Annotated in this window: 19 protein-coding genes and 1 riboswitch; of the genes, 9 read left to right on the top strand and 10 right to left on the bottom strand. The window is 28.7% G+C overall.

Annotated elements, in window-relative coordinates; genetic code table 11:
* Positions 1-155 precede the first annotated feature (155 nt).
* A riboswitch (FMN riboswitch) is annotated at positions 156-293 on the top strand.
* 135 nt (positions 294-428) lie between these two features.
* From ribD to ribE, 4 genes are all read left to right on the top strand, one after another.
* Positions 429-1,526 (top strand): bifunctional diaminohydroxyphosphoribosylaminopyrimidine deaminase/5-amino-6-(5-phosphoribosylamino)uracil reductase RibD, encoded by a 1,098-nt coding sequence (gene ribD / locus Q0H31_RS08535; RefSeq protein ID WP_295297251.1) that lies wholly within the window; start codon positions 429-431, stop codon positions 1,524-1,526.
* Positions 1,527-1,669: 143 nt separating this feature from the next.
* Complete coding sequence (locus tag Q0H31_RS08530) at positions 1,670-2,311, top strand: riboflavin synthase (RefSeq protein ID WP_295297249.1); 642 nt, start codon at positions 1,670-1,672, stop codon at positions 2,309-2,311.
* A gap of 235 nt (positions 2,312-2,546) precedes the next feature.
* On the top strand, positions 2,547-3,746 hold the full coding sequence (locus tag Q0H31_RS08525) for a bifunctional 3,4-dihydroxy-2-butanone-4-phosphate synthase/GTP cyclohydrolase II (protein WP_295297248.1): 1,200 nt from the start codon (positions 2,547-2,549) through the stop codon (positions 3,744-3,746).
* Between the two features lie 381 nt (positions 3,747-4,127).
* Positions 4,128-4,598 (top strand): 6,7-dimethyl-8-ribityllumazine synthase, encoded by a 471-nt coding sequence (gene ribE / locus Q0H31_RS08520; RefSeq protein WP_295297246.1) that lies wholly within the window; start codon positions 4,128-4,130, stop codon positions 4,596-4,598.
* 448 nt (positions 4,599-5,046) lie between these two features.
* Here ribE and Q0H31_RS08515 read toward each other — a convergent pair whose 3' ends face one another.
* Both Q0H31_RS08515 and Q0H31_RS08510 read right to left on the bottom strand, forming a co-directional pair.
* Positions 5,047-6,108 carry an NAD(P)-dependent alcohol dehydrogenase gene (locus Q0H31_RS08515; protein ID WP_295297244.1) on the bottom strand — a complete coding sequence of 354 codons (1,062 nt, stop codon included), beginning with the start codon at positions 6,106-6,108 and terminating at the stop codon, positions 5,047-5,049.
* A 107-nt stretch (positions 6,109-6,215) separates the two neighbouring features.
* Positions 6,216-6,602: a DUF4234 domain-containing protein gene (locus Q0H31_RS08510; protein ID WP_295297242.1), complete on the bottom strand. Its 387-nt coding sequence runs from the start codon at positions 6,600-6,602 to the stop codon at positions 6,216-6,218.
* 163 nt (positions 6,603-6,765) lie between these two features.
* On the opposite strand from Q0H31_RS08510, the gene purB reads away from it, so the two are divergent.
* From purB to Q0H31_RS08495, 3 genes are all read left to right on the top strand, one after another.
* The gene (purB, locus tag Q0H31_RS08505; protein ID WP_295297240.1) at positions 6,766-8,058 is read left to right on the top strand and encodes an adenylosuccinate lyase; all 1,293 of its coding nucleotides are present in this window, start codon (positions 6,766-6,768) and stop codon (positions 8,056-8,058) included.
* Between the two features lie 497 nt (positions 8,059-8,555).
* Positions 8,556-9,119 (top strand): GNAT family N-acetyltransferase, encoded by a 564-nt coding sequence (locus tag Q0H31_RS08500; RefSeq protein ID WP_295297238.1) that lies wholly within the window; start codon positions 8,556-8,558, stop codon positions 9,117-9,119.
* Positions 9,120-9,202: 83 nt separating this feature from the next.
* Positions 9,203-9,463 carry a PTS transporter subunit EIIB gene (locus Q0H31_RS08495; protein ID WP_295297237.1) on the top strand — a complete coding sequence of 87 codons (261 nt, stop codon included), beginning with the start codon at positions 9,203-9,205 and terminating at the stop codon, positions 9,461-9,463.
* A gap of 23 nt (positions 9,464-9,486) precedes the next feature.
* On the opposite strand, the gene lepB is transcribed toward Q0H31_RS08495, so the two are convergent.
* The 3 genes from lepB to eis all read right to left on the bottom strand — a co-directional run bounded on the left by lepB (position 9,487) and on the right by eis (position 14,254).
* Positions 9,487-9,981 (bottom strand): signal peptidase I, encoded by a 495-nt coding sequence (gene lepB / locus Q0H31_RS08490; protein WP_295297234.1) that lies wholly within the window; start codon positions 9,979-9,981, stop codon positions 9,487-9,489.
* 2 nt (positions 9,982-9,983) lie between these two features.
* Positions 9,984-12,683: a DNA mismatch repair protein MutS gene (mutS, locus tag Q0H31_RS08485; RefSeq protein WP_295297232.1), complete on the bottom strand. Its 2,700-nt coding sequence runs from the start codon at positions 12,681-12,683 to the stop codon at positions 9,984-9,986.
* A 305-nt stretch (positions 12,684-12,988) separates the two neighbouring features.
* Positions 12,989-14,254: a GNAT family N-acetyltransferase gene (gene eis, locus Q0H31_RS08480; protein WP_295297230.1), complete on the bottom strand. Its 1,266-nt coding sequence runs from the start codon at positions 14,252-14,254 to the stop codon at positions 12,989-12,991.
* 218 nt (positions 14,255-14,472) lie between these two features.
* Here eis and Q0H31_RS08475 point away from each other — a divergent pair, with 218 nt between their 5' ends.
* The gene (locus Q0H31_RS08475; RefSeq protein ID WP_295297228.1) at positions 14,473-15,114 is read left to right on the top strand and encodes a hypothetical protein; all 642 of its coding nucleotides are present in this window, start codon (positions 14,473-14,475) and stop codon (positions 15,112-15,114) included.
* 82 nt (positions 15,115-15,196) lie between these two features.
* On the opposite strand, the gene Q0H31_RS08470 is transcribed toward Q0H31_RS08475, so the two are convergent.
* The 4 genes from Q0H31_RS08470 to Q0H31_RS08455 form a co-directional block, all read right to left on the bottom strand.
* The gene (locus Q0H31_RS08470; RefSeq protein ID WP_295297226.1) at positions 15,197-16,261 is read right to left on the bottom strand and encodes a hypothetical protein; all 1,065 of its coding nucleotides are present in this window, start codon (positions 16,259-16,261) and stop codon (positions 15,197-15,199) included.
* A 670-nt stretch (positions 16,262-16,931) separates the two neighbouring features.
* A complete protein-coding gene (locus Q0H31_RS08465) occupies positions 16,932-17,105 on the bottom strand; it encodes a hypothetical protein (RefSeq protein ID WP_295297225.1) in 174 nt (57 codons plus the stop codon).
* Entirely contained in the window at positions 17,102-17,368 is a 267-nt protein-coding gene (locus Q0H31_RS08460; RefSeq protein WP_295297223.1) for a hypothetical protein, read from the bottom strand. Before Q0H31_RS08460 ends, Q0H31_RS08465 begins: the two co-directional genes overlap by 4 nt.
* Before the next feature lie 33 nt (positions 17,369-17,401).
* Positions 17,402-17,560: a hypothetical protein gene (locus tag Q0H31_RS08455; RefSeq protein WP_295297222.1), complete on the bottom strand. Its 159-nt coding sequence runs from the start codon at positions 17,558-17,560 to the stop codon at positions 17,402-17,404.
* A 238-nt stretch (positions 17,561-17,798) separates the two neighbouring features.
* Here Q0H31_RS08455 and glyA point away from each other — a divergent pair, with 238 nt between their 5' ends.
* A complete protein-coding gene (glyA, locus tag Q0H31_RS08450; protein ID WP_295297220.1) occupies positions 17,799-19,223 on the top strand; it encodes a serine hydroxymethyltransferase in 1,425 nt (474 codons plus the stop codon).
* Between the two features lie 51 nt (positions 19,224-19,274).
* Here the strand turns inward: glyA and Q0H31_RS08445 are convergent, their stop codons facing one another.
* On the bottom strand, positions 19,275-19,928 hold the full coding sequence (locus tag Q0H31_RS08445) for an HAD family phosphatase (RefSeq protein WP_295297217.1): 654 nt from the start codon (positions 19,926-19,928) through the stop codon (positions 19,275-19,277).
* Between the last annotated feature and the right edge of the window lie 165 nt (positions 19,929-20,093).

The following is a 20,093-nucleotide window of genomic DNA, read 5'->3' as shown; positions in this document are numbered from 1 at the left end:
AATAAAATAATCATATAACAAAATATAATTATTTTAGAATATACTGAAAAATTTTAACTTTCTTTATTTTAGTTGTTGCAGGGCTTTGCCTTACAATCTAAACAAATATATTTAAAACTTGACAATAAAAAAAAATTGTGTATACTAATTAATATATAAATCTTCGGGGCTAGGTGAAATTCCATACCGGCGGTAAAGTCCGCGAGCCTTTTTGATGTTTCTTGCATTCAAAAATGGCAGATTTGGTGCAATTCCAAAACCGACAGTTAAAGTCTGGATGGTAGAAGATGTTTTTTAATGTAAACTACATATCAAAAAATAATGCTCTAAGTGTGTAAACATTTAGAGTTTTTTTGTTTATAGTTCAATGTATCCTACCACAAAAATACCAAAGATTAATATAAATATTTTTTAAGAGTATTAACACTATGCATGAAAAATATATGAGAATGGCTATAGAGGAAGCTAAAAAAGGAGAAGGTTTTACTAATCCTAATCCTTTAGTTGGTGCTGTTATAGTGAAAGATGATAGAGTTATAGGCATTGGATATCATAAAAAATATGGTGAGAATCATGCTGAGATTAATGCTTTTTTAGATGCAAAGGAAAGAGGGGCAGATGTGGAGGGAGCTTCAATATATGTAACTTTAGAGCCTTGTTCTCATTATGGAAAAACTCCTCCTTGTGCTGATGCTATTATAAAAAATAGGTTAAAAAAAGTTATTATAGGCTGTGTGGATTCTAATCCTAAGGTGGCAGGAGGTGGCATAAAGAAATTAAAAGATGCTGGAATTGAAGTTGTAGTGAATGTGCTTGAAGAGGAGTGTAGAAAGTTAAATGAAGTTTTTTTCTACTACATAGCTAATAAAAGACCTTTTGTTGTGATGAAATATGCTATGACTATGGACGGTAAAATTGCTACTGTGAGCGGCAAATCAAAATGGATAACTAGCGAAAAAACAAGAGAGCATTCTCATAGGTTTAGAAATAAGTATTCTGCTATAATGGTTGGAATAAACACTGTAATAGAAGATAACCCAATGCTTAATTGCAGACTTCCAAACAGTAGAAATCCTATAAGAATAATTTTGGATAGTTCTCTAAAAATAAGTTTAGAGTCTAATATTTGTAAAACAGCAAAAGATATAAAAACTTTCATAGCTACTGTGAGTGATGATAAGAAAAAAATAAAAGAGCTTGAAGGGCTTGGTGTAGAGATAATAAAAACAGAAAGTGATAATAGAAGAGTTAACTTAAAAGAGTTAATGAAAATACTCGGAGAAGAAAAAGAGATAGACAGTGTGTATGTTGAAGGCGGAGCAAGTTTGCATGCAAGTTTATTAAAAGAAAAATTAGTAAATAAGGCTTTAGTTTATATAGCACCAAAGATATTTGGTGGTTTTGAAGCAAAAAGCCCTATAGGAGGCGAAGGAATAGAAGAGCCTGACAACGCTATTAGGCTTATTGGAAGTAGTATAACAAAGATAGAGGATGATTTATTTTTGGAGTATTATTTAAAGTATTAATATATATTATTTTTAAATAAATAATAATAATTATTATTAATATAAATTGCAGTCCTTTTGGTTCTTTGGGGCACCAAAAGAACTGAGGTCTGGGGCAAAGCCCCAGTTATAAATTGAATTGAATAAAAGGAAATTACTTAATAATGTTTACTGGTATAGTTGAAGAGATAGGAACTGTTAAATCGGTACAAAGCAAAGTTATCACAATAGAGGCTAACAAAATATTTGATGATTTGCATTTGGGTGATAGCGTTGCTGTTAATGGTACTTGTTTAACTGTGTCTAATTTTGATAATAAAATATTTAATGCAGATGTTACTCAAGAGACTTTGAACCGTACTAATTTGGGAAGTTTAAAAAATGGAAGTAAAGTTAATCTTGAGAGGGCTATGACTTTAAGCGGAAGATTTGGAGGGCATATAGTAAGCGGACATATTGACGGAGTGGGAAGCATTAAGTCTATGAAGAAAGATGACAATGCCATTATACTTACTATTGAAGTACCTAAACATTTAATGAAGTACATTGTAGAAAAAGGTTCTGTTGCTGTTGATGGTATAAGTTTAACGGTTGCAAGTTTAACAGATAATACTTTTTCTATATTCCTTATTCCGCATACATTAAAAGAGACTGTGTTATATTATAAAAAAGAAGGGGACAAGGTTAATATAGAAAATGATGTTATAGGCAAATATGTTGAAAGGCTTTTAACATTTAAAGAAGATAATAATGACAGTAAAAAATCTAATATCACAATGGAGTTCTTATTTAAGAATGGGTTTTAAAATATTGTTTTTAGAGATTTATACTAAAATGTTTACGTTTTGTAAAAAGCATAATTATAGTAGTTTGTATAATGATAATATGTATTAAATATAGAATACTATAGAATTGTGTCAAAAATGCAGTTCTTTTGGTTCTTTTATACCAATAAAAGAACTGGGGTGCGGGGCAAAGCCCTGCAAATATTAAAATTAAAAATTTTTACTATATGATAAAAAAATAAAAGGAGAGTTTAAAATGGAAAATGTTTACAGCACTATTGATGAGGCTTTAGAGGATTTAAGAAACGGTAAGATAATCATTGTTTCTGATGATGAAGATAGAGAAAACGAAGGCGATTTAATCTGTGCGGCAGAGTTTGCTACTACAGAAAATATTAACTTTATGGCTACTTATGCTAAGGGCTTAATATGCATGCCTATGAGCAGAGATATTACAAACAAGTTAAATTTAAATCAAATGGTTACAAAAAATACTGATAATCATGAAACAGCTTTCACAGTATCTATTGACCATATTGACACTACTACAGGAATATCTGCAGTTGAAAGGTCTATCACAGCTTTAAAAGTGATTGATGAGAATTCTAAACCAGAAGATTTTAGACGCCCTGGTCATATGTTTCCATTACTTGCAAAAGAAGGCGGAGTGTTGGTGAGAATGGGGCATACTGAGGCTACTGTTGATTTAATGAGATTAGCAGGATTAAAAGAATGCGGTTTATGCTGCGAGATTATGAGAGATGACGGCGATATGATGAGAAAAAATGATTTAATTGAGTTTGCTAAAAAACATAATCTTAAAATGATAACAGTATCTGCTTTAATAGATTATAGAAAGAAAAACGAAGATTTGATGGAGCTTTATGCTAAGGCTAAAATGCCTACAAAATACGGCGAGTTTGAAATATTAACATTCGTGAACAAAATAACAAAACAGCATCATGTTGTACTTACTATGGGAGATATCAGCGATGGTGAAGATGTTTTATGTAGGGTTCATTCAGAATGTTTGACAGGCGATGCATTAGGCTCAAGAAGATGCGATTGCGGAGAGCAGTATAATTATGCTATGCGTGCTATTGCTGAAGAAGGAAGAGGGGTAATGGTTTATATGCGTCAAGAGGGCAGAGGAATAGGACTTGTTAATAAACTAAAAGCTTATGAGCTTCAAGATAAAGGGCTTGATACAGTTGATGCTAACAGGGCTTTGGGTTTTAGAGATGATATGCGTGAATATTATGAGGCTTATCAGATGCTAAAAAAATTGGGCATTAAGAGCATAAGAATAATGACCAATAACCCAGAGAAGATAAAGCATTTAGAGAATTACGGACTTGAAATAGAAGAGAGAATACCTATACAGATTGAAGCAACAGAATATGATTTATTTTATTTACAAACTAAAAAAGAAAGAATGGGTCATATATTAGATTAAAAAAATAAAAAATTACGAGCCTATGGCAACTTAGCCGAAGGCGGACAGAGTCAGTTGCCATAGCCTTATAAGCGAGTAATTTTTTATATATGATAAAAAGAATGGGGCATATATTAGATTAATATAAAAAAGCTGTTTGAATTATATTTCTAAAATATAATTGAACATATAGATAAAAGTTGTTGGTGTGTTTGTTTTTTTATATATGTAATAACGACAATTTTTATGTATTTTAGGAGGTTTATTAATGATTAGGAGGTTTATGAAACGAGATAAAAATTATGAGAATAATTATATCTTATAATTTTTAACATGCACTTTTTGCAACTTTTTGATGCGGGAAAAAGTTGAAAAAAATACAATTAAGGAATTAATACGATTATGAAAACTTTTGAAGGAAAACTAGTTAGCGAGAAAAAAATTAAAATCGGTATAGTGTGTGCAAGATTCAATGAATTTATTGTCTCTAAACTTTTGGGAGGGGCATTGGACGCTTTATCTCGTCATGATATTAAAGATGATGATATTACTGTAGCTTGGGTACCCGGTGCTTTTGAGATACCTCTCATAGCTTCTAAAATGGCTAAATCAAAAAAATATGATGCTGTTATATGTTTGGGTGCTGTTATAAGAGGTTCTACTACTCATTATGATTATGTTTGTGCGGAAGTATCTAAGGGTATTGCTAATGTTTCGCTTAATTCTGATGTGCCTGTAATGTTTGGGGTTCTTACTACTGAAAATATTGAACAGGCTATTGAAAGAGCAGGTACTAAAGCAGGCAACAAAGGTTTTGATTCTGCTATGGGTGCTATTGAGATGGTTAATCTAATAAGAGAAATAGAAAAATAATAAAAAATATATTGGCTTAGTATTATTTATATATTGGTACTAAGTCGATATTAATTTGTTTGTTGGTATACACTAAAAATTTTAAGTCTGTAAAAATTCAGTTTTTATATTTTTATTGCTTTCAGGGACTAGCCACCGAACACCCACTTCTTTTGCGACCGAAGGAAGTGCCTGTGGTAGTGGCCCAAAGAAGCAAAAGGCCTGCATTTTTTATTATAAATTTTATAATTTAATTGTACATTAAAATGCACTCCCCCGCACGACTAAGAAGTTATAATTAAAGCATAGCATTACCGTGCGGTAAGGTGGTACATCTCGTACGTGGGAAAAAGTTGAATAAAAACAAAGCGAAGGCGGAAAAAGAACAACAAAATTTATAAAAAATTATTGTTAAAAAAAGCTGACATATATCAAAAATATATGCCAGCTGTAATTATTAAACTATTATTTATTTTTCAATTCTTACTACAGGTTTAATTAAATCTGCAGGTTTATCTCTCATCATAAATAAAGCTTTTTCAAGATTATCCCAACCATCAAATACATGTGAAACAAGATGATGTACATTTAATTTTCCAGAAGAAACTAAAGCACCAAGTTTTTCCATTCTAAGTCTTCCGCCAGGCATAAGTCCGCCGAGTATAGCTTTATGACCCATACCAACACCCCATTCAACTCTTGGGATTTGTATATAATCGCCTTTACCTAAATAGTTAACGTTACCAATTTTACCGCCAGCTTTTAGTGAACGAACAGCTTCAGCAAAAGTTTCAACTCCGCCTCCAGCAATAATAACTTTATCAACACCTTTACCATTAGTCATTTTAAGAACTTGTTCATCAATAGTTCCATTTTTATAACTAATAAACTCTTCAGCACCATATTTCTTAGCAGCCTCAACACAATTAGGTCTAGTACCAACAGCAATAATCCTTGAAGCACCTCTTAAAGCAGCACCAGCAACTCCCATAAGTCCAACAGGTCCAATACCTATAACAAGTACAGTATCTCCATATTGTACATCAGCAAGTTCAGCACCATGGAAACCAGTAGGAACCATGTCAGAAAGCATACAAGCATCTACAGGGTCAATGTTTTTAGGTAAAAGAGCCAAGTTACCGTCAGCATCATTAACATGGAAAAACTCTCCAAATACACCGTCTTTAAAGTTAGAGAATTTCCAACCAGCAAGCATACCGCCTGAATGCATAGAATATCCAGCTTGAGCTTCTACGCTATTCCAATCTGGAGTAATAGCAGGAATTAATACTTTATCACCAGGTTTAAAATCTTTTACTAAACTTCCAACTTCTACAACTTCACCGCAAGCTTCATGACCTAAAATCATGTTATGTCTTTCACCTATAGCACCTTCCCATAATGTGTGAACATCAGAAGTACATATAGCAACAGCTAAAGGTTTTACAATGGCATCAGCAGGTCCACAAGCAGGTCTTTCTTTTTCAATCCAGCCTGATTGACCTATTTTTAACATAGCGTAACCTTTCATATTCTTCTCCTTTATATTAAAATTATACACAATATAAGTATATAAATATAATAACAAATGTCAAAATAATACGAAAAAAGTTATAGAAAAGAGCTATTTATTACCATTTATTGTTCTTGTGAAGTTATCTGATTAGGTTCGCCTTTTGACCATATACTGTTTAATTTATCTTGTACTATAGCAGCAGAAATTATACCTAAACCAAAAAGTGAAAGTACAAGAAGTAAAACAGAGCTATCTTCTGTATTATCCATACCTACCTCTGAAGTCATATCTTTATATATTACTTTAGAATATTTATAGTACCAATATAATTGATAAAACGGTATAATAAAACATAAAATCAATTCTAATGTTGGATTTATTTCTTGATTATCCATAAAGTTTTTTATTAATTCTGTTGTTTTATATATCCAGTATAAATAATATATTCCGCATGTTACCACACTCAATATTACTAACATAGGAATTGATTTAATATTTTCTTTTTTCATAAAAAATATCTCCTTAAATAAATTAATTAATATAGCATAATTTATTTTATAAAAAAGTCAATTATGATACTATTTTTACATATTAGTGAGAAAATAAATAATATTGAAATTATAATTAAAAATTTATATAATGTTTTAATAATAAAATATTAGGATTAGAAAAATGATTAAAAGATACACTAGAAAAGAGATGGGAGAACTTTGGAGCTTACAAAATGAGTTTCAAGTTATGCTTGATGTAGAGATTGCAGCTTGCGAGGCTATGGCAGAAATTGGAGAGATACCTCAGGAAGCTGTAAAAAACATTAAAGAAAAAGCTACTTTCACAGTTGAAAGAATTGCTGAAATAGAGAAAGAAACTAATCATGATATTATATCATTTGTAACGGCTGTTCAAGAAAATGTAGGCGAAGGCGGACAGTATATACATAAAGGCTTAACTTCAAGCGATGTAAAAGACACTGCATTGGCTGTGATGATGAAAAAATCAGCTGAGATTATATTAGACGATTTAAAAAGATTATCTGAAGTATTATTAAGAAGAGCTAAAGAGCATAAATATACTCCTTGTATAGGGCGTACTCACGGTATACATGCTGAGCCTATGACATTAGGGTTAAAATTTATCTTATGGTATGATGAAAACGAAAGAAATATTAAACGTGTAGAAGAAGCAAAAAAACAAGTTTCTGTCGGAAAGCTTTCTGGTGCAGTTGGAACATACAGTAACATTGACCCACGCATAGAAGAAATTGTATGTAAAAAATTAGGTATAGAAGCTGACAGAGTTTCTACTCAAATAATACAAAGAGATAGGCATGCACAATATCTTACTACTTTGGCAATAGTTGCTAGTTCATTAGAGAAATTCGCTACAGAGATTAGAAACCTTCAAAGAACTGACATTAGAGAAGCAGAAGAATATTTTAGTGAAAAGCAAAAAGGCTCATCAGCTATGCCTCATAAGAGAAACCCTATCACTTGCGAGAGAATATCTGGTTTAGCAAGAATTGTAAGAGGAAATGCATTAGCTTCTATGGAAGATATTACCCTTTGGCATGAGAGAGATATAAGCCATTCATCAGTAGAACGCGTTATACTTCCAGATTCTACAATTGCGGTGGATTATGCTATTAATAAATTTATTGATATAGTAGACAAACTTTTGATTTACCCAGAAGCTATGAAAGCTAATATTGAAAAGACAGGCGGTTTAATTTTCAGCCAAAGAATTTTAATAAGTTTAGTTAATAAAGGCATAGACAGAGATAATGCTTATAGATGGGTGCAGAGAAATGCAATGAAAAGATGGTTAAACAATGAAGACTTTAGAGAGAATGTTCACAAAGATGAAGATATAACAAAATATTTAAGCTCTAAAGAAATTGATGATTGTTTTGACTATGCTTATTATTTAAGAAATATAGATGTTATAATGAAGCGATTTGGGATATAATTTTTTATTATAAAATATATAAGTATTATTTTATATTGATGCATATTCCAACATATAGAGTAAAAACGTTTGCATTTTTTGCAACTTTGACGAAGTCCGCACAGCGACCGAAGGAAGTGCCTGTGGTATTGCCACAAAGAACCAAAAAGGTTGCATTTTTATTATAAATTTCATAATTTTATTGTACATTAAAATGCACTCCCCCGCACGACTAAGAAGTTATAATTAAAGCATAGCATTACCGTGCGGCAAGGTGGTACAGCTCGTACGCGGGGAAAAGTTGAATAAAAAATCATATAAAAGACATAGTTGTTTCAGAATATACTGATAAATTTTTAGATTTTTGTTTTAATTATTTACAAGGCTTTTTAATATTTTTAAGAAGCTCTTTTTTTGCATTTATTTATTAACTTTATAATTTATTTATTAATTTATAAATTTGATAATTTTAAAAAATAGTATATAATCGTACTAATTCTATATAAGGATTAAGCCATATGATTAAATTAATAGAAATGAAAAATGATATAAAAAATAAAAATGTATACCATCAAATTTTTAATGATGCATTCCCAATAGAAGAGAGATGGAATTTTGATATGCTATTTGAAAATAAAAATAATTCAAGCTATAAACTTTATTCTATTTTAGATGATGATAACCCTATAGGCTTAACTATGATTTGGAGATTTGAAGAGTTTTATTACGGAGAATATCTTGCTATAGATAAAAACTTAAGAGGTAAAAATTACGGCTCGCAAGTATTAACTAAAATATTTGATATGCATAATGATAAATTAATTGTTATAGAAGTAGAGCCTTATGATTTAAATGATACAGCAAAAAGAAGAATAGATTGGTATAAAAGATTTGGGCTTATATTATCAGATTATGATTATGATATGCCTTGTATAAAAGACGGCAAAAAAGATACAATGAAAATGAAAATTATGACAAATAGAGAAATAAAAACAAAAGAACAATATAATAATATTATTACAACATTATATAATAAAGTATATGGCCCAAGGTTAGAAAGTATATATAAATGGAAAGATTAAACAATTATAAAAATTTCAAATGCTTGACAAATAGAAAAATGTTTATATAATAAAAATGAAAATAATTTAATAGGATTTTTATTATGGATATTAAAAAAATAGCTTCAGATATAGTTCAAGTTGCTGGAAAAGATAATATTATTTCAGTTTCATCTTGTGCAACTAGATTAAGATTAATAGTAAAAGACAGAAGCCTTATTGATGATGCCAAAATGCAGGCAATCGATGGCGTTAATGGCGTATTTTTTAATTCTAATCAGTATCAAATAGTATTGGGTACAGAAATTGTTAAAAATGTTTATGATGAAGTAGTAGCTTTAGGTGTTGCTGGAATTAATAAATAACATCAATAATATTTTTAATTTTATTAAAAAAGTTTAAATCTTCTTTTGGGACTAAATATTAAGATAATATGCCCTATTATATCTTTTTTGTTTATGAGACCAAAATCTCTGCTGTCTTCGCTTAAGGCTATATTATCTCCCAAAACAAAATATTGATTTTTGCCAATGTTATATACGGCATTGTCTTCTTTGCTGAAAATATAATATTTATGCCTTATAAGTTCATCATTTAAATATAATCCGCCGTCAAAAATTTCTACTTTATCTCCCTCTTTTCCTATAACACGCTTCACCAAATTATTAGTACCCATTCTAAAAACAATAACATCAAAGTTATCAATCTTATTAAAAAGAAAATTATTTTTTAAAAGCAGTATCTCATCTCCCTCATAAAAAGTAGGCTCCATAGATTTGTTGCTTACTATATATGTGTCAAAGAAAAATACCCTAATAAAGCCTGCCAAAAATAAAGCAAGCAAAGATGCTAATACTATCTCTAAAATCTGTTTTTTATTCATTATTAATTATTTAAATCTCTCTTCCATTTGTTAATTAAATTAAGTGCCTCTATTGGGGTTATATCATTAATATTTAAGTTTTTAATTTCTTTTTCTATTTCGCTTTCTTTTCTTTCTTGAGAGTTTATTTTCTCATCTTTTTTATCATCAAATTTAGCATTAAAAGGAAGAATGTCAGGAGATTTTTTATTATTTATCTCTATATTTTCAACCTGTATACCGGCTTCATTTTCAAGCTTTTTTAATATCTCTGAAGCTCTCTGTATAACCTTATTTGGAGCACCTGCAATTTTTGCAGCATATATACCATAACTTGACTCAGCAGCTCCCTCAATAACTTTTTTCATAAATATTATTTCATCTTTATATTCTTCAACTAATACCTTATAATTTTTAACTCCCTCCAAATCTTCAAGCATAGTAAGTTCGTGATAATGCGTAGCAAATAATGTCTTTGATTTTTTATTCTCTTCGTTTACTAAATACTCAAGTATAGCCCAAGCAATAGAAAGCCCGTCATAAGTAGAAGTACCGCGTCCTATCTCGTCCATTATAATAAGACTTTTATCAGTACAATGATTAAGTATATAAGCAGTTTCATTCATCTCTACCAAAAATGTACTCTCACCCTTTGCTATATTATCACTCGCACCAACCCTCGTAAATATTCTATCAACTATAGATATCTTAGCACTCTTAGCAGGCACAAATGAACCAATCTGTGCAAGAAGAACTATTAAAGCTGTTTGTCTCAAATATGTGCTTTTACCGCTCATGTTAGGTCCTGTAATTATCAGCAAATGCTCATTTTTATTGTCTAAATATGTATCATTTGCTATAAAGTTTTCGTTTTTTAAATTTGCTTCAACTACAGGGTGTCTTCCTTCCTTTATGTCTATTATGCCGTCATCGGTTATAATTGGCTTTGTATAATTTTCTTCTGCAGCCAAACAAGCCAAAGAAACATAAACATCTATTACTGATATTATCTTTGCCATTTTTAATATAGATGTTAAATATTCATTAACTTTACTACGTACATCTATAAATATGTCATATTCCAAAGCATAACTTTTTTCATTGGCTTCATTTATTGTTTTTTCATATTCCATTAATTTGCTTGTGGTATATCTCTCGCTTCCTACCAATGTTTGCCTTTTTATAAAATCTTTCGGCACTAATGATATATTAGATTTTGTTATCTCTATATAATATCCTATAACGTTATTATATCTTATTTTAAGATTGTTAATTGAGGTGATTGATTTATATTCATTTTCTAATTCGCTTATCCAAGTTCTTCCCTCTCGCCTTGCTTCATTGTATTTCTTTAACTTTTCATCATAATCGTCTTTGATAATATCACCCTCATTTATTACAATTTTAGGGTCTTCTAATATAGCTCTCTCAATTAAATCTGTTATAATTTTTATGTCGTTTATCTCTTCAAAGTTTACATCATCAAAATTATTAAGTACAAGCTCTGTAATTATTTGCAGAGATGAAAATAAAAACCTTTTTAAAGATACCAGCTCTTTTGGGTTAATCCTCCCAAGTGCCAATTTTGAAGCAAGCCTTTCTATATCTCCCACATCAGAAAGCATATCCATTATTCTATACATAAACTTCTGATTCTTATAAAAATATTCAACATTATTAAGCCTTTTATTTATCTCATCAATATTAAGCAAAGGCTCTACTATTATTCGCTTTAAATATCTTGCTCCCATAGATGTTTTAGTTTTGTCTATGGTGTCGAATAATGTCATTTTATTATTGTCGTTTCTTATAGTTTCCAAAATCTCTAAACTTGATATTGTTGCATAATCTAATGTCATAGAGTCTTTTCTGTTGTAGAGTTTTATGTTTGATATATGCTCTAATGATGTTTTGGATAATTCTTGTAAATAATATATTAAAGAACCAAGAAGCGAAACTATTAAATGCTTATCTTCTATGCCGAAGCTTTTTAATGATATTGTCTTAAAATGATTTGTTAATAATTTATATGCATAAGAATATTCTGCTGTATAATTTGGGGTGGTGCTGAAAAATATATTTGAAAATCTGTTTTGTATTTCTTTAATTATCTTACTTTCTTTTACAGATTCTACAGTCATTATCTCTTTTGGAGAAAATCTTATAATCTCTTCGCATATCTCATCTAAAAAGTCTTTTATATTGTTATTATTATTTTCAATCTCTGTAACATACAATTCACCCGTAGATATATCACATATAGCAATAGAAGCATTATTCTCGCTTTTTGAAACTATTATAGAAGCTAAATAATTATTGCTCTTTGATTCCAAATATTTATTTTCTGCAATAGTACCGGGAGTTATTACCTGAGTAACTTCTCTTTTTACTATGCCTTTTGCTGTTTTAGGGTCTTCCATTTGGTCGCATATTGCTATCTTTCTTCCAGATTTTACAAGTTTTGACAAATAATTATCTATGGCATGATATGGAACTCCTGCCATTGGAACATTTGCCCTTTTTGTAAGAGTAAGCCCCAAAAGCTCTGAAACTATTTTAGCATCTTCAAAAAATACTTCGTAAAAATCTCCCATTCTAAACAAAAGTATACTATCGCTATATTTGTCTTTAATCTCTTTATATTGCCTCATCATTGGTGTGAGCTTTTCTTCTTTGCCTGAATTCTCTGATGATTCATCTAATGAAAAAAAAGTTTCTTGCATATTTTTATAAAATCCATTATTATATTTTATTAAAAAATAGTATATTATATTTATATACTTTTATCAAATAAAATTATATATAAGCAATATATTAAAATAATTTTTACAAAACTATTATATAAATACTGCTTTTATATTGCTTTTTTATATTAAATATTGTATATTATTAATATTACTTCATACAATATTGTTAATTAATTATTTTTTGTTATATTTAAGCATATATATAAAAACACAATATATATAAAAAATACCATTATAGAGAGGATTGAGTGTTTCTCAGTCCTTTCGGTTTTTAAAATTAATTAAAAATAATCAGAGAAATAAACTTGTTCTTTAGGTATAATACTTTCTAATAATTTAATAGCATTGTAGGTTGATTCTATTCTTCCAATTTTGTAAAGGTATGAAGGGCTTTTATAACTCATAAGCATAGTGGTTAGAGTTTTTATATCCATCTTTATAATATATCTGTCTTTAGAGTTTCTTTTATATTCTTTTGCTATTCTTTTGCATACAGTTTTTTTATCATCATTACTATTATTCCAATAAATCATAAAGCTCGCATTATTCCACTTAGCCATATCATCTTTTATTATTAAATTAATTTTTTTATTTTTAGGCTTTCTTAAAAAAGGATAATTATTAATAAACCCTTTAACATCTGTAATTCTTGCCATAATATATGGTCTTATAGTCTCTTTTATTTCACTGTCTTCGAGAAGAAATGCTATAGGCTCATTTGTGTAGTTATATCCTTTAACTTCATCAACCATAGAGAAATGTGCTGATATATAATTCCAAAGCCCAAGTCTTGCTTCAAAATTGAGGTAAACCATTTCTTTGATATGAAACACATCATTTTCAATTACATAAACTAAATAACCTTCAGCCTCATTTTTATCATTATAATATAAAGCAACTATAGTATCATCAACTTCCCATCTCCAATACTCTTCCCACTCCAAATCGCCTCTAATTAAAGCTCCATGTCTTGTATAAGAAAATTTATTATAAAGCTCTTTTAAATCATCACTGTCTATAGAAACTCTCTCAACCCTACCTTTACTAGTCATAGTTTTAGGAAGCTGAGTGTCTTTTATAGTAAAACTCATTTTATCGGATATTATTTCCCAACCTTTTCTTCTGTAAAAAGGAATAGAGTATGGATATAACACAGATATAGTCTGCCCTTCTTTTTTCATACTCTCAATACTTTTTATCATCAAATCATTCATAAGTCCAAGGTTAGAATATTCTGGGTAGGTGGCAACTCCTGTAATTCCTGCCATTTTATATATCACTCCATGAATATTCATCTTCATAGGGTATACTGCTATTTGTGAGGCGAGCTTTTTCCCGTCAAACCAGCCTAAAACTTTTGCTTTGCTTAATACGGCAGATTTTGCCTGCTTTATTTCATCAACCTCATAGCCTAAAGTAATAAGTTCATTATTGCTCACTTGAAAAGCGTATCTTAATAAATTATTGAAATCATCTAAGTCTTTTAATGTTAAATATCTTATTTTAAATTTCTTTTTTTTCTTATTTATTAAATCTTTATCAATCATATAAAACCTGAACTTTATATAACTTATAAATAATATAAATCAAAATTTTATAATTGTCAATTTATAATATTTTGTATATTTATAATATATAGTATTACAAGTATTATAAAAATAAGTTGAATATAAGTTAATAATTACAAATTGACTTTTTAGTATATTTTATATACAATTTATAGTTAAATATGATTTTGAACTATTCAATTATGGAGAATTAAAAAATGAAAAAAATTATATTAATGATTACCTTGTTTATAATGACTATAAGTACAACACTTATGGCTAAAAGCGGTGCTGGCGTTGATATCACAGTGCCTCTTGGTGCGGGTATTGGATATTTCTTTCAAGATGGAGAAAGAATTGAAACTCTTAAACCAAATGCTGGTTTTGAGGGCGGAGTTTATTTAAGACCTAATTATTATTTTGATTTAGCTGTACTTTCTTTAGGCTTCTCATTAGATTTAGGTTATCAGAGAGATGTTTTCGGATATAAATCAGATAGAAATATTGAGTATTTAAGTTTTGATAGCTTAAGCATTGGTTTAATGCCAAAAATAGATGTATTATTTTTATCTGTAGGTGTTGGTGCTGGTGTAAAATTTCCTCTTGGCGGAGCAAGTTATTCAAAAGAAAATAGCGGCGGAGAGCAAAGCCATACATACAACTTAAAACAATTACAAGACCAATTTGATAATTTATATATACCATATCTTAAAGTAAGTTTAGATTTTTTATTATTGTATAACTTTACTTTGGGTATTTATGTTTCTTATGACTTTATGGCTATGCAATATAAAAATGTAGAACCAAAAGTTACTTTTGGGGCATTAGATATTGGCGGACAAGTAGGTATAAGATTTTAATTAATATGTAATTAAGAAGCTTTGATGATTTTTTCAAGGCTTCTTTTTTTAATTATAAATAAATGTTTAATTTTATAATCTTTTAATCCTCTTTTCTAAACCTCGATGAAGTAACATCAAATTTATTGAGCCTTACCATACAAAGCGATAATATTATAGCGAGTAAAAATGCAAGTGATATAGAATAATAAGCAAGAGAAACTTTTTTGTCATTTTTGATAATATTTATTTGTTCAGATTTTGAGTTAATATTTTCATCTATTGCACTTGCCTCTGCAATATTTCCGCTTTCCATCAAACTTCCTTTTTGAAGACGCAAATTATCAATATCTTTTATTATACTTTCTATCATCTTTTCTTTTTTTATTTTATTATACAAATCAAATCCCCATATACCTAAACTAATAAGAGAAAATATTGCAGTTATTATTATCAATACAAATATAGCAAATTTTCTTTTTTTAATGCTTACATTAGAAATATTAACAGATTTTATTTTTATATCATTTATATGATTTATTAAATCTTCAGAGTCTGGATATAGCAGCTTTGATTCTTCTATACAAGATAAAAGATTAAGCATAGCCTTGTATCTTTCTGTTCTTTGGAAGTTTAAATAATATTTATCTATGTCTTTCATTTTTTCTTCAGGACTAGTTACATGCTTATTAATTTTATTTGAATGAATGTTTAGGAGATATGTTTTATTTTTTTTCTTTTCAGTGTTCTTTTTTATGTTTTTATTTGATTCTTTTTTAGTGTCTTTATTATTCTCTTCTTTTTTTTCAGCTTCATCATCATCATCTACTAAAGATATTTTTTTATGCATTTCATCTTCTTCTATATCATCTTTTGACAGTTTTCTAATTCCTCCTAAAGTGCTTGATTGGCTTACGGTGTTTCCATCTCTGTCTTTTACTTGTACTCTTATTCCGAATTTATCTCTGAACATAGCCTCCAAAGTTTCTACGCTTGTATCTTTGTCTATAACTATAAAAGATTTTTGATTTTTTCTTGGGTCTGCTATTTCAAACAATTTTATGTCATTGGATTTTTTAGCTCCTTTATATATTCCTAAATTAATTCCAAATTCTCTGTCGAAAGAATCTAACAGATTGGATACAGACATATCTAAAGTTATTTTCATAAAATCCTCTATATAAATAATTATATATTAATATCGAAATTATAATAAATAAAACGCAAAAAATAATAAAAAGAAAAATAAATAATTAAAAATTAATGAATATTTTAAATTGAAAAAATAATGCGGGCATATCATAAATTTAGAATGTAATTTAATGATTTTTATTATAAAGTTTATTAATTAAAAATTTTGTTGTAGATATTATGGTTATATATGTAAAAAATACTAAATATTTGTTTTAAGAAAGCAGCATCAAATTTATTTAGCCTTCATAATATAAAACTAATAAAATTACAGCTATTAAAAATGCAAGTATAGAATAATAATAAAAATAAAGTTTTTTATAATAATTATTTCTTTATATTTTAAATTAATGTTTATGTATATGCATTAGTTTCTGCTATATTGCTGCTTTCTATCAAACTCCTATTTTTTTAATACAAATGTGAATATATTTTTTATGAGTTCATATTTTCTATGTCTTTTATATTATAAACATAAGAATAGCAAGTATTATAAAAATTAGTTATGTTCTTGAATTATTAAGAATAAACTATATTATAGAAAATGACTATATATTTAAATTCCGCATAACTTAGTATTAATTTTTAATTTATTATCCAATAAAAATAAACACATTAAATTTAGTTTTTATATAAATCATATATTATTAATTTAATAATTTAGAGCCGTATTTAAAACCTATAGAAACACCTCCGCCTGAGCCTCCTATTCTTGGAGTATCAGTTAAAGATCTTAAAGGAAGTCCATAATCATGAGCAATATATACCCCCAAAACAATAGCTAAATTATCTGTTACGAATATAGAGTAATCTAAAGTCATCTTAAAATAATGCATAACAGAAGCACTATATCCATATTCCAAATCTTTTTTCCAGACATAGGTATTTTTATTCCTCCTCCTGCAGCTATAGAAAAATTCCAAATTGTAAATTTAGGCATGAATCCTATTTCAAAATTATGTATATACATAGAGGTATCAATAACACTATTATCACTCAAAGTTTTTGATGAAGCAAAAGTATCATATGTATATCCTATATCCAAAAACAATCCTGCACCTATCCTATTATATATTTTATGCATATATCCCAATTATACTTCCAATCCACTATCTATTCATTTTTTTGATTGATATCCAAGAGATTTCATAGCATCATTTGGAGTTCCTATTGCAGCTCCCAGTGGTATATTCAGAGATATTTCAAAACCTCCGCCATAAGCAAATAAATTAAATGATAATGTCAATAATATAACTAAGAATGTTTTTTTGAGCATAAAATTCTCTCCTTAAAAATTAATAAGTTTATATTTGTTAGAAGATACTAACATTTAAACAAAAAAATACAATACGTGTATATATATATTATTTTTATAATACATATAATAAAAAAATGTATAGAAAATAAGTTTAATAATTGAAAAAAAAATAATGTTAATATATTATAAACTTAAAATATTAATTTAATAATTTGTGATTAGCAGCTTATTAAATTAAAGTTTCATTGGAGGGATTATGGCCGTATCTAAAAAAAATACTAAAGATTCGTTAAAAAAAGTATCGAAATCTGTTAAAAAGTTAGTTTCAGACAAAAAAGCTATTTCTAAAAAAGCTTCTTCTGCTGTAAAGAAGGCGGTTAAAAAGGTTGAAAAGAAAGTTGCTGCTCCTAAATATTATGTATCAGAAGTTCCGCTTAAGAGTGCTGATAAAGAGATATTTAGTGCTATGAAAAATGAGTATAAGAGAGAGATAAACGGACTTGAACTTATTGCGAGTGAGAATATAGTTTCTCGTGCTGTTATGGAGGCTCAAGGTTCTATATTTACAAATAAATATGCTGAGGGTTATCCTTCCAAGAGATATTATGGCGGATGCAGCGAGGTTGATGTTGTTGAGAATTTAGCAAGAGAAAGGGCAAAAAAATTATTTAAAGCTCCTTTTATAAATGTTCAGCCGCATTCTGGTTCTCAGGCTAATATGGGTGTTTATATGGCAGTATTAGAACCGGGAGATACTTGTTTGGGACTATCGCTTGATTCCGGCGGACATTTAACTCATGGTAAAAACGTTAACTTCTCTGGTAAAATTTATAATTTCGAGCATTACAATGTTAGAAAAGATACCATGCAAATAGATTATGATGAAGTGAGGGATATAGCTAAAAAAGTAAAACCTAAAATAATAGTAACAGGCGGAAGTGCTTATCCTAGACAAATAGACTTTAAAAAGTTTAGAGAGATTGCTGATGATATTGGAGCATATTTATTAGTGGATATGGCACATATTGCCGGACTTGTTGCTGCAGGACTTCATCCTAGCCCTGTACCACATGCTCACTTTGTTACAGGCACCACTCATAAAACTTTAAGAGGACCTCGCGGAGGATATATTATTTCTACTGAAGAGGAGTTGGCTAAAAAAATAGATAAAACTATATTCCCGGGCATACAAGGCGGACCTTTGATGCATGTTATTGCTGCTAAGGCTGTATGTTTTAAAGAAGCACTTGACCCTAAATTTGTTAAATATCAAGAGCAAGTTTTGAAAAATGCTGAAGCTATGGCTAATATGTTTCTTTCTAAAGGATACGAACTTATTTCCGGCGGAACAGACACTCATTTAATATTGGTTAATGTAAAAAAATCTAAAGGCATTACAGGGCAGCTTGCAGAAACTGTATTAGATAAGGCTCATATCACTATCAATAAAAACGGCATACCTTATGATACAGAATCTCCGATGGTTACTAGCGGTATTAGACTTGGTACTCCTGCTATTACTACAAGAGGATTCAAAGAAAAAGATGTAATGGAGCTTACTCAATATATTGATGAAGTATTAAGCAATGCTAATGATGAAAAGATTGTTTCTGCTGTTGCTAAAAAAGTAGCTGCTTTATGCAAAAAATTCCCAATGTATAAGTTTATAGGCGATATGTAATTAAATAATAATATAAAGGGAGACTATTTTTAGTTTCCCTTTTTTATTGTTTTAAACACTTAAATAATTAATAGCTTCGTTTATTTTATCTACAACAATATCAGCACCATGCTCCAATAATATTTCTTTTTTATAAGTATTTGTAATAGCTATTATTTTTATACCAGTTTTTTTAGCTCCATCGATACCTGCTAAGCTATCTTCAAAAATAACAACATCATCTTTTGTTATATTGTTATTTCTTTTTTTTAACATTTCAAAAGCATTTAGAAATAAATCTGGTTCCGGCTTAGCTTTTAATATTTCATTATGACAGGAATATCCTATAACATATTTTGATATTGAAGTTTTTTCAGACATTCTTGTAACATAATCTATATTGCTGTTTGACGCTATTACTATATCTATATTTTTTAATTGTTCTAATATATCAATAACTCCATCAAAAGTTTCTAAATCTGTTTCTATAATTTTATGAAAATATTTTTCTGCATTTTCAAAGAAATCTTTCGGTATAGTATAGTTTCTTTCTATTAACATTTTTTTTATGTCATCAGTTTGATATCCGGCCATAGATGCAAAATCTACATCTGTAAGTTTGTTCATTTCTTTTGATATATATATTAATGATTTTGTATATAAACTTTCACTGTCGACCAATGTTCCGTCAAAGTCAAAGATTGCTCCTTTAATTTTTTTATTCATTTTATTTCCTTTAAAAATTTTATGATATTATATTTTATATTTAATTATTAGTTACATCAATAGTTTATTATTTATTGTTATAATAAAAATTATTTGCACAGGAGCCAGACATATTGCAGTTAGGAATTCCTTAATTTCTTAAAGTATAGCATAGGTGTATCATAA

This window comes from uncultured Brachyspira sp. (assembly GCF_934747485.1).
GTDB lineage: Bacteria > Spirochaetota > Brachyspiria > Brachyspirales > Brachyspiraceae > Brachyspira.
Note: the sequence above shows the minus strand (reverse complement) of the source record. Positions and strands in the feature narration are given on the sequence as shown.

What these genes read in the sequence shown, in the direction of transcription:
- ribD (WP_295297251.1), top strand. Translation starts at nt 429, where the DNA reads ATGCATGAAAAATATATGAGAATGGCTATAGAGGAAGCTAAAAAAGGA.
- Q0H31_RS08530 (WP_295297249.1), top strand. Translation starts at nt 1,670, where the DNA reads ATGTTTACTGGTATAGTTGAAGAGATAGGAACTGTTAAATCGGTACAA.
- Q0H31_RS08525 (WP_295297248.1), top strand. Translation starts at nt 2,547, where the DNA reads ATGGAAAATGTTTACAGCACTATTGATGAGGCTTTAGAGGATTTAAGA.
- ribE (WP_295297246.1), top strand. Translation starts at nt 4,128, where the DNA reads ATGAAAACTTTTGAAGGAAAACTAGTTAGCGAGAAAAAAATTAAAATC.
- Q0H31_RS08515 (WP_295297244.1), bottom strand. Translation starts at nt 6,108, where the DNA reads ATGAAAGGTTACGCTATGTTAAAAATAGGTCAATCAGGCTGGATTGAA.
- Q0H31_RS08510 (WP_295297242.1), bottom strand. Translation starts at nt 6,602, where the DNA reads ATGAAAAAAGAAAATATTAAATCAATTCCTATGTTAGTAATATTGAGT.
- purB (WP_295297240.1), top strand. Translation starts at nt 6,766, where the DNA reads ATGATTAAAAGATACACTAGAAAAGAGATGGGAGAACTTTGGAGCTTA.
- Q0H31_RS08500 (WP_295297238.1), top strand. Translation starts at nt 8,556, where the DNA reads ATGATTAAATTAATAGAAATGAAAAATGATATAAAAAATAAAAATGTA.
- Q0H31_RS08495 (WP_295297237.1), top strand. Translation starts at nt 9,203, where the DNA reads ATGGATATTAAAAAAATAGCTTCAGATATAGTTCAAGTTGCTGGAAAA.
- lepB (WP_295297234.1), bottom strand. Translation starts at nt 9,981, where the DNA reads ATGAATAAAAAACAGATTTTAGAGATAGTATTAGCATCTTTGCTTGCT.
- mutS (WP_295297232.1), bottom strand. Translation starts at nt 12,683, where the DNA reads ATGCAAGAAACTTTTTTTTCATTAGATGAATCATCAGAGAATTCAGGC.
- eis (WP_295297230.1), bottom strand. Translation starts at nt 14,254, where the DNA reads ATGATTGATAAAGATTTAATAAATAAGAAAAAAAAGAAATTTAAAATA.
- Q0H31_RS08475 (WP_295297228.1), top strand. Translation starts at nt 14,473, where the DNA reads ATGAAAAAAATTATATTAATGATTACCTTGTTTATAATGACTATAAGT.
- Q0H31_RS08470 (WP_295297226.1), bottom strand. Translation starts at nt 16,261, where the DNA reads ATGAAAATAACTTTAGATATGTCTGTATCCAATCTGTTAGATTCTTTC.
- Q0H31_RS08465 (WP_295297225.1), bottom strand. Translation starts at nt 17,105, where the DNA reads ATGACTTTAGATTACTCTATATTCGTAACAGATAATTTAGCTATTGTT.
- Q0H31_RS08460 (WP_295297223.1), bottom strand. Translation starts at nt 17,368, where the DNA reads ATGCATAAAATATATAATAGGATAGGTGCAGGATTGTTTTTGGATATA.
- Q0H31_RS08455 (WP_295297222.1), bottom strand. Translation starts at nt 17,560, where the DNA reads ATGCTCAAAAAAACATTCTTAGTTATATTATTGACATTATCATTTAAT.
- glyA (WP_295297220.1), top strand. Translation starts at nt 17,799, where the DNA reads ATGGCCGTATCTAAAAAAAATACTAAAGATTCGTTAAAAAAAGTATCG.
- Q0H31_RS08445 (WP_295297217.1), bottom strand. Translation starts at nt 19,928, where the DNA reads ATGAATAAAAAAATTAAAGGAGCAATCTTTGACTTTGACGGAACATTG.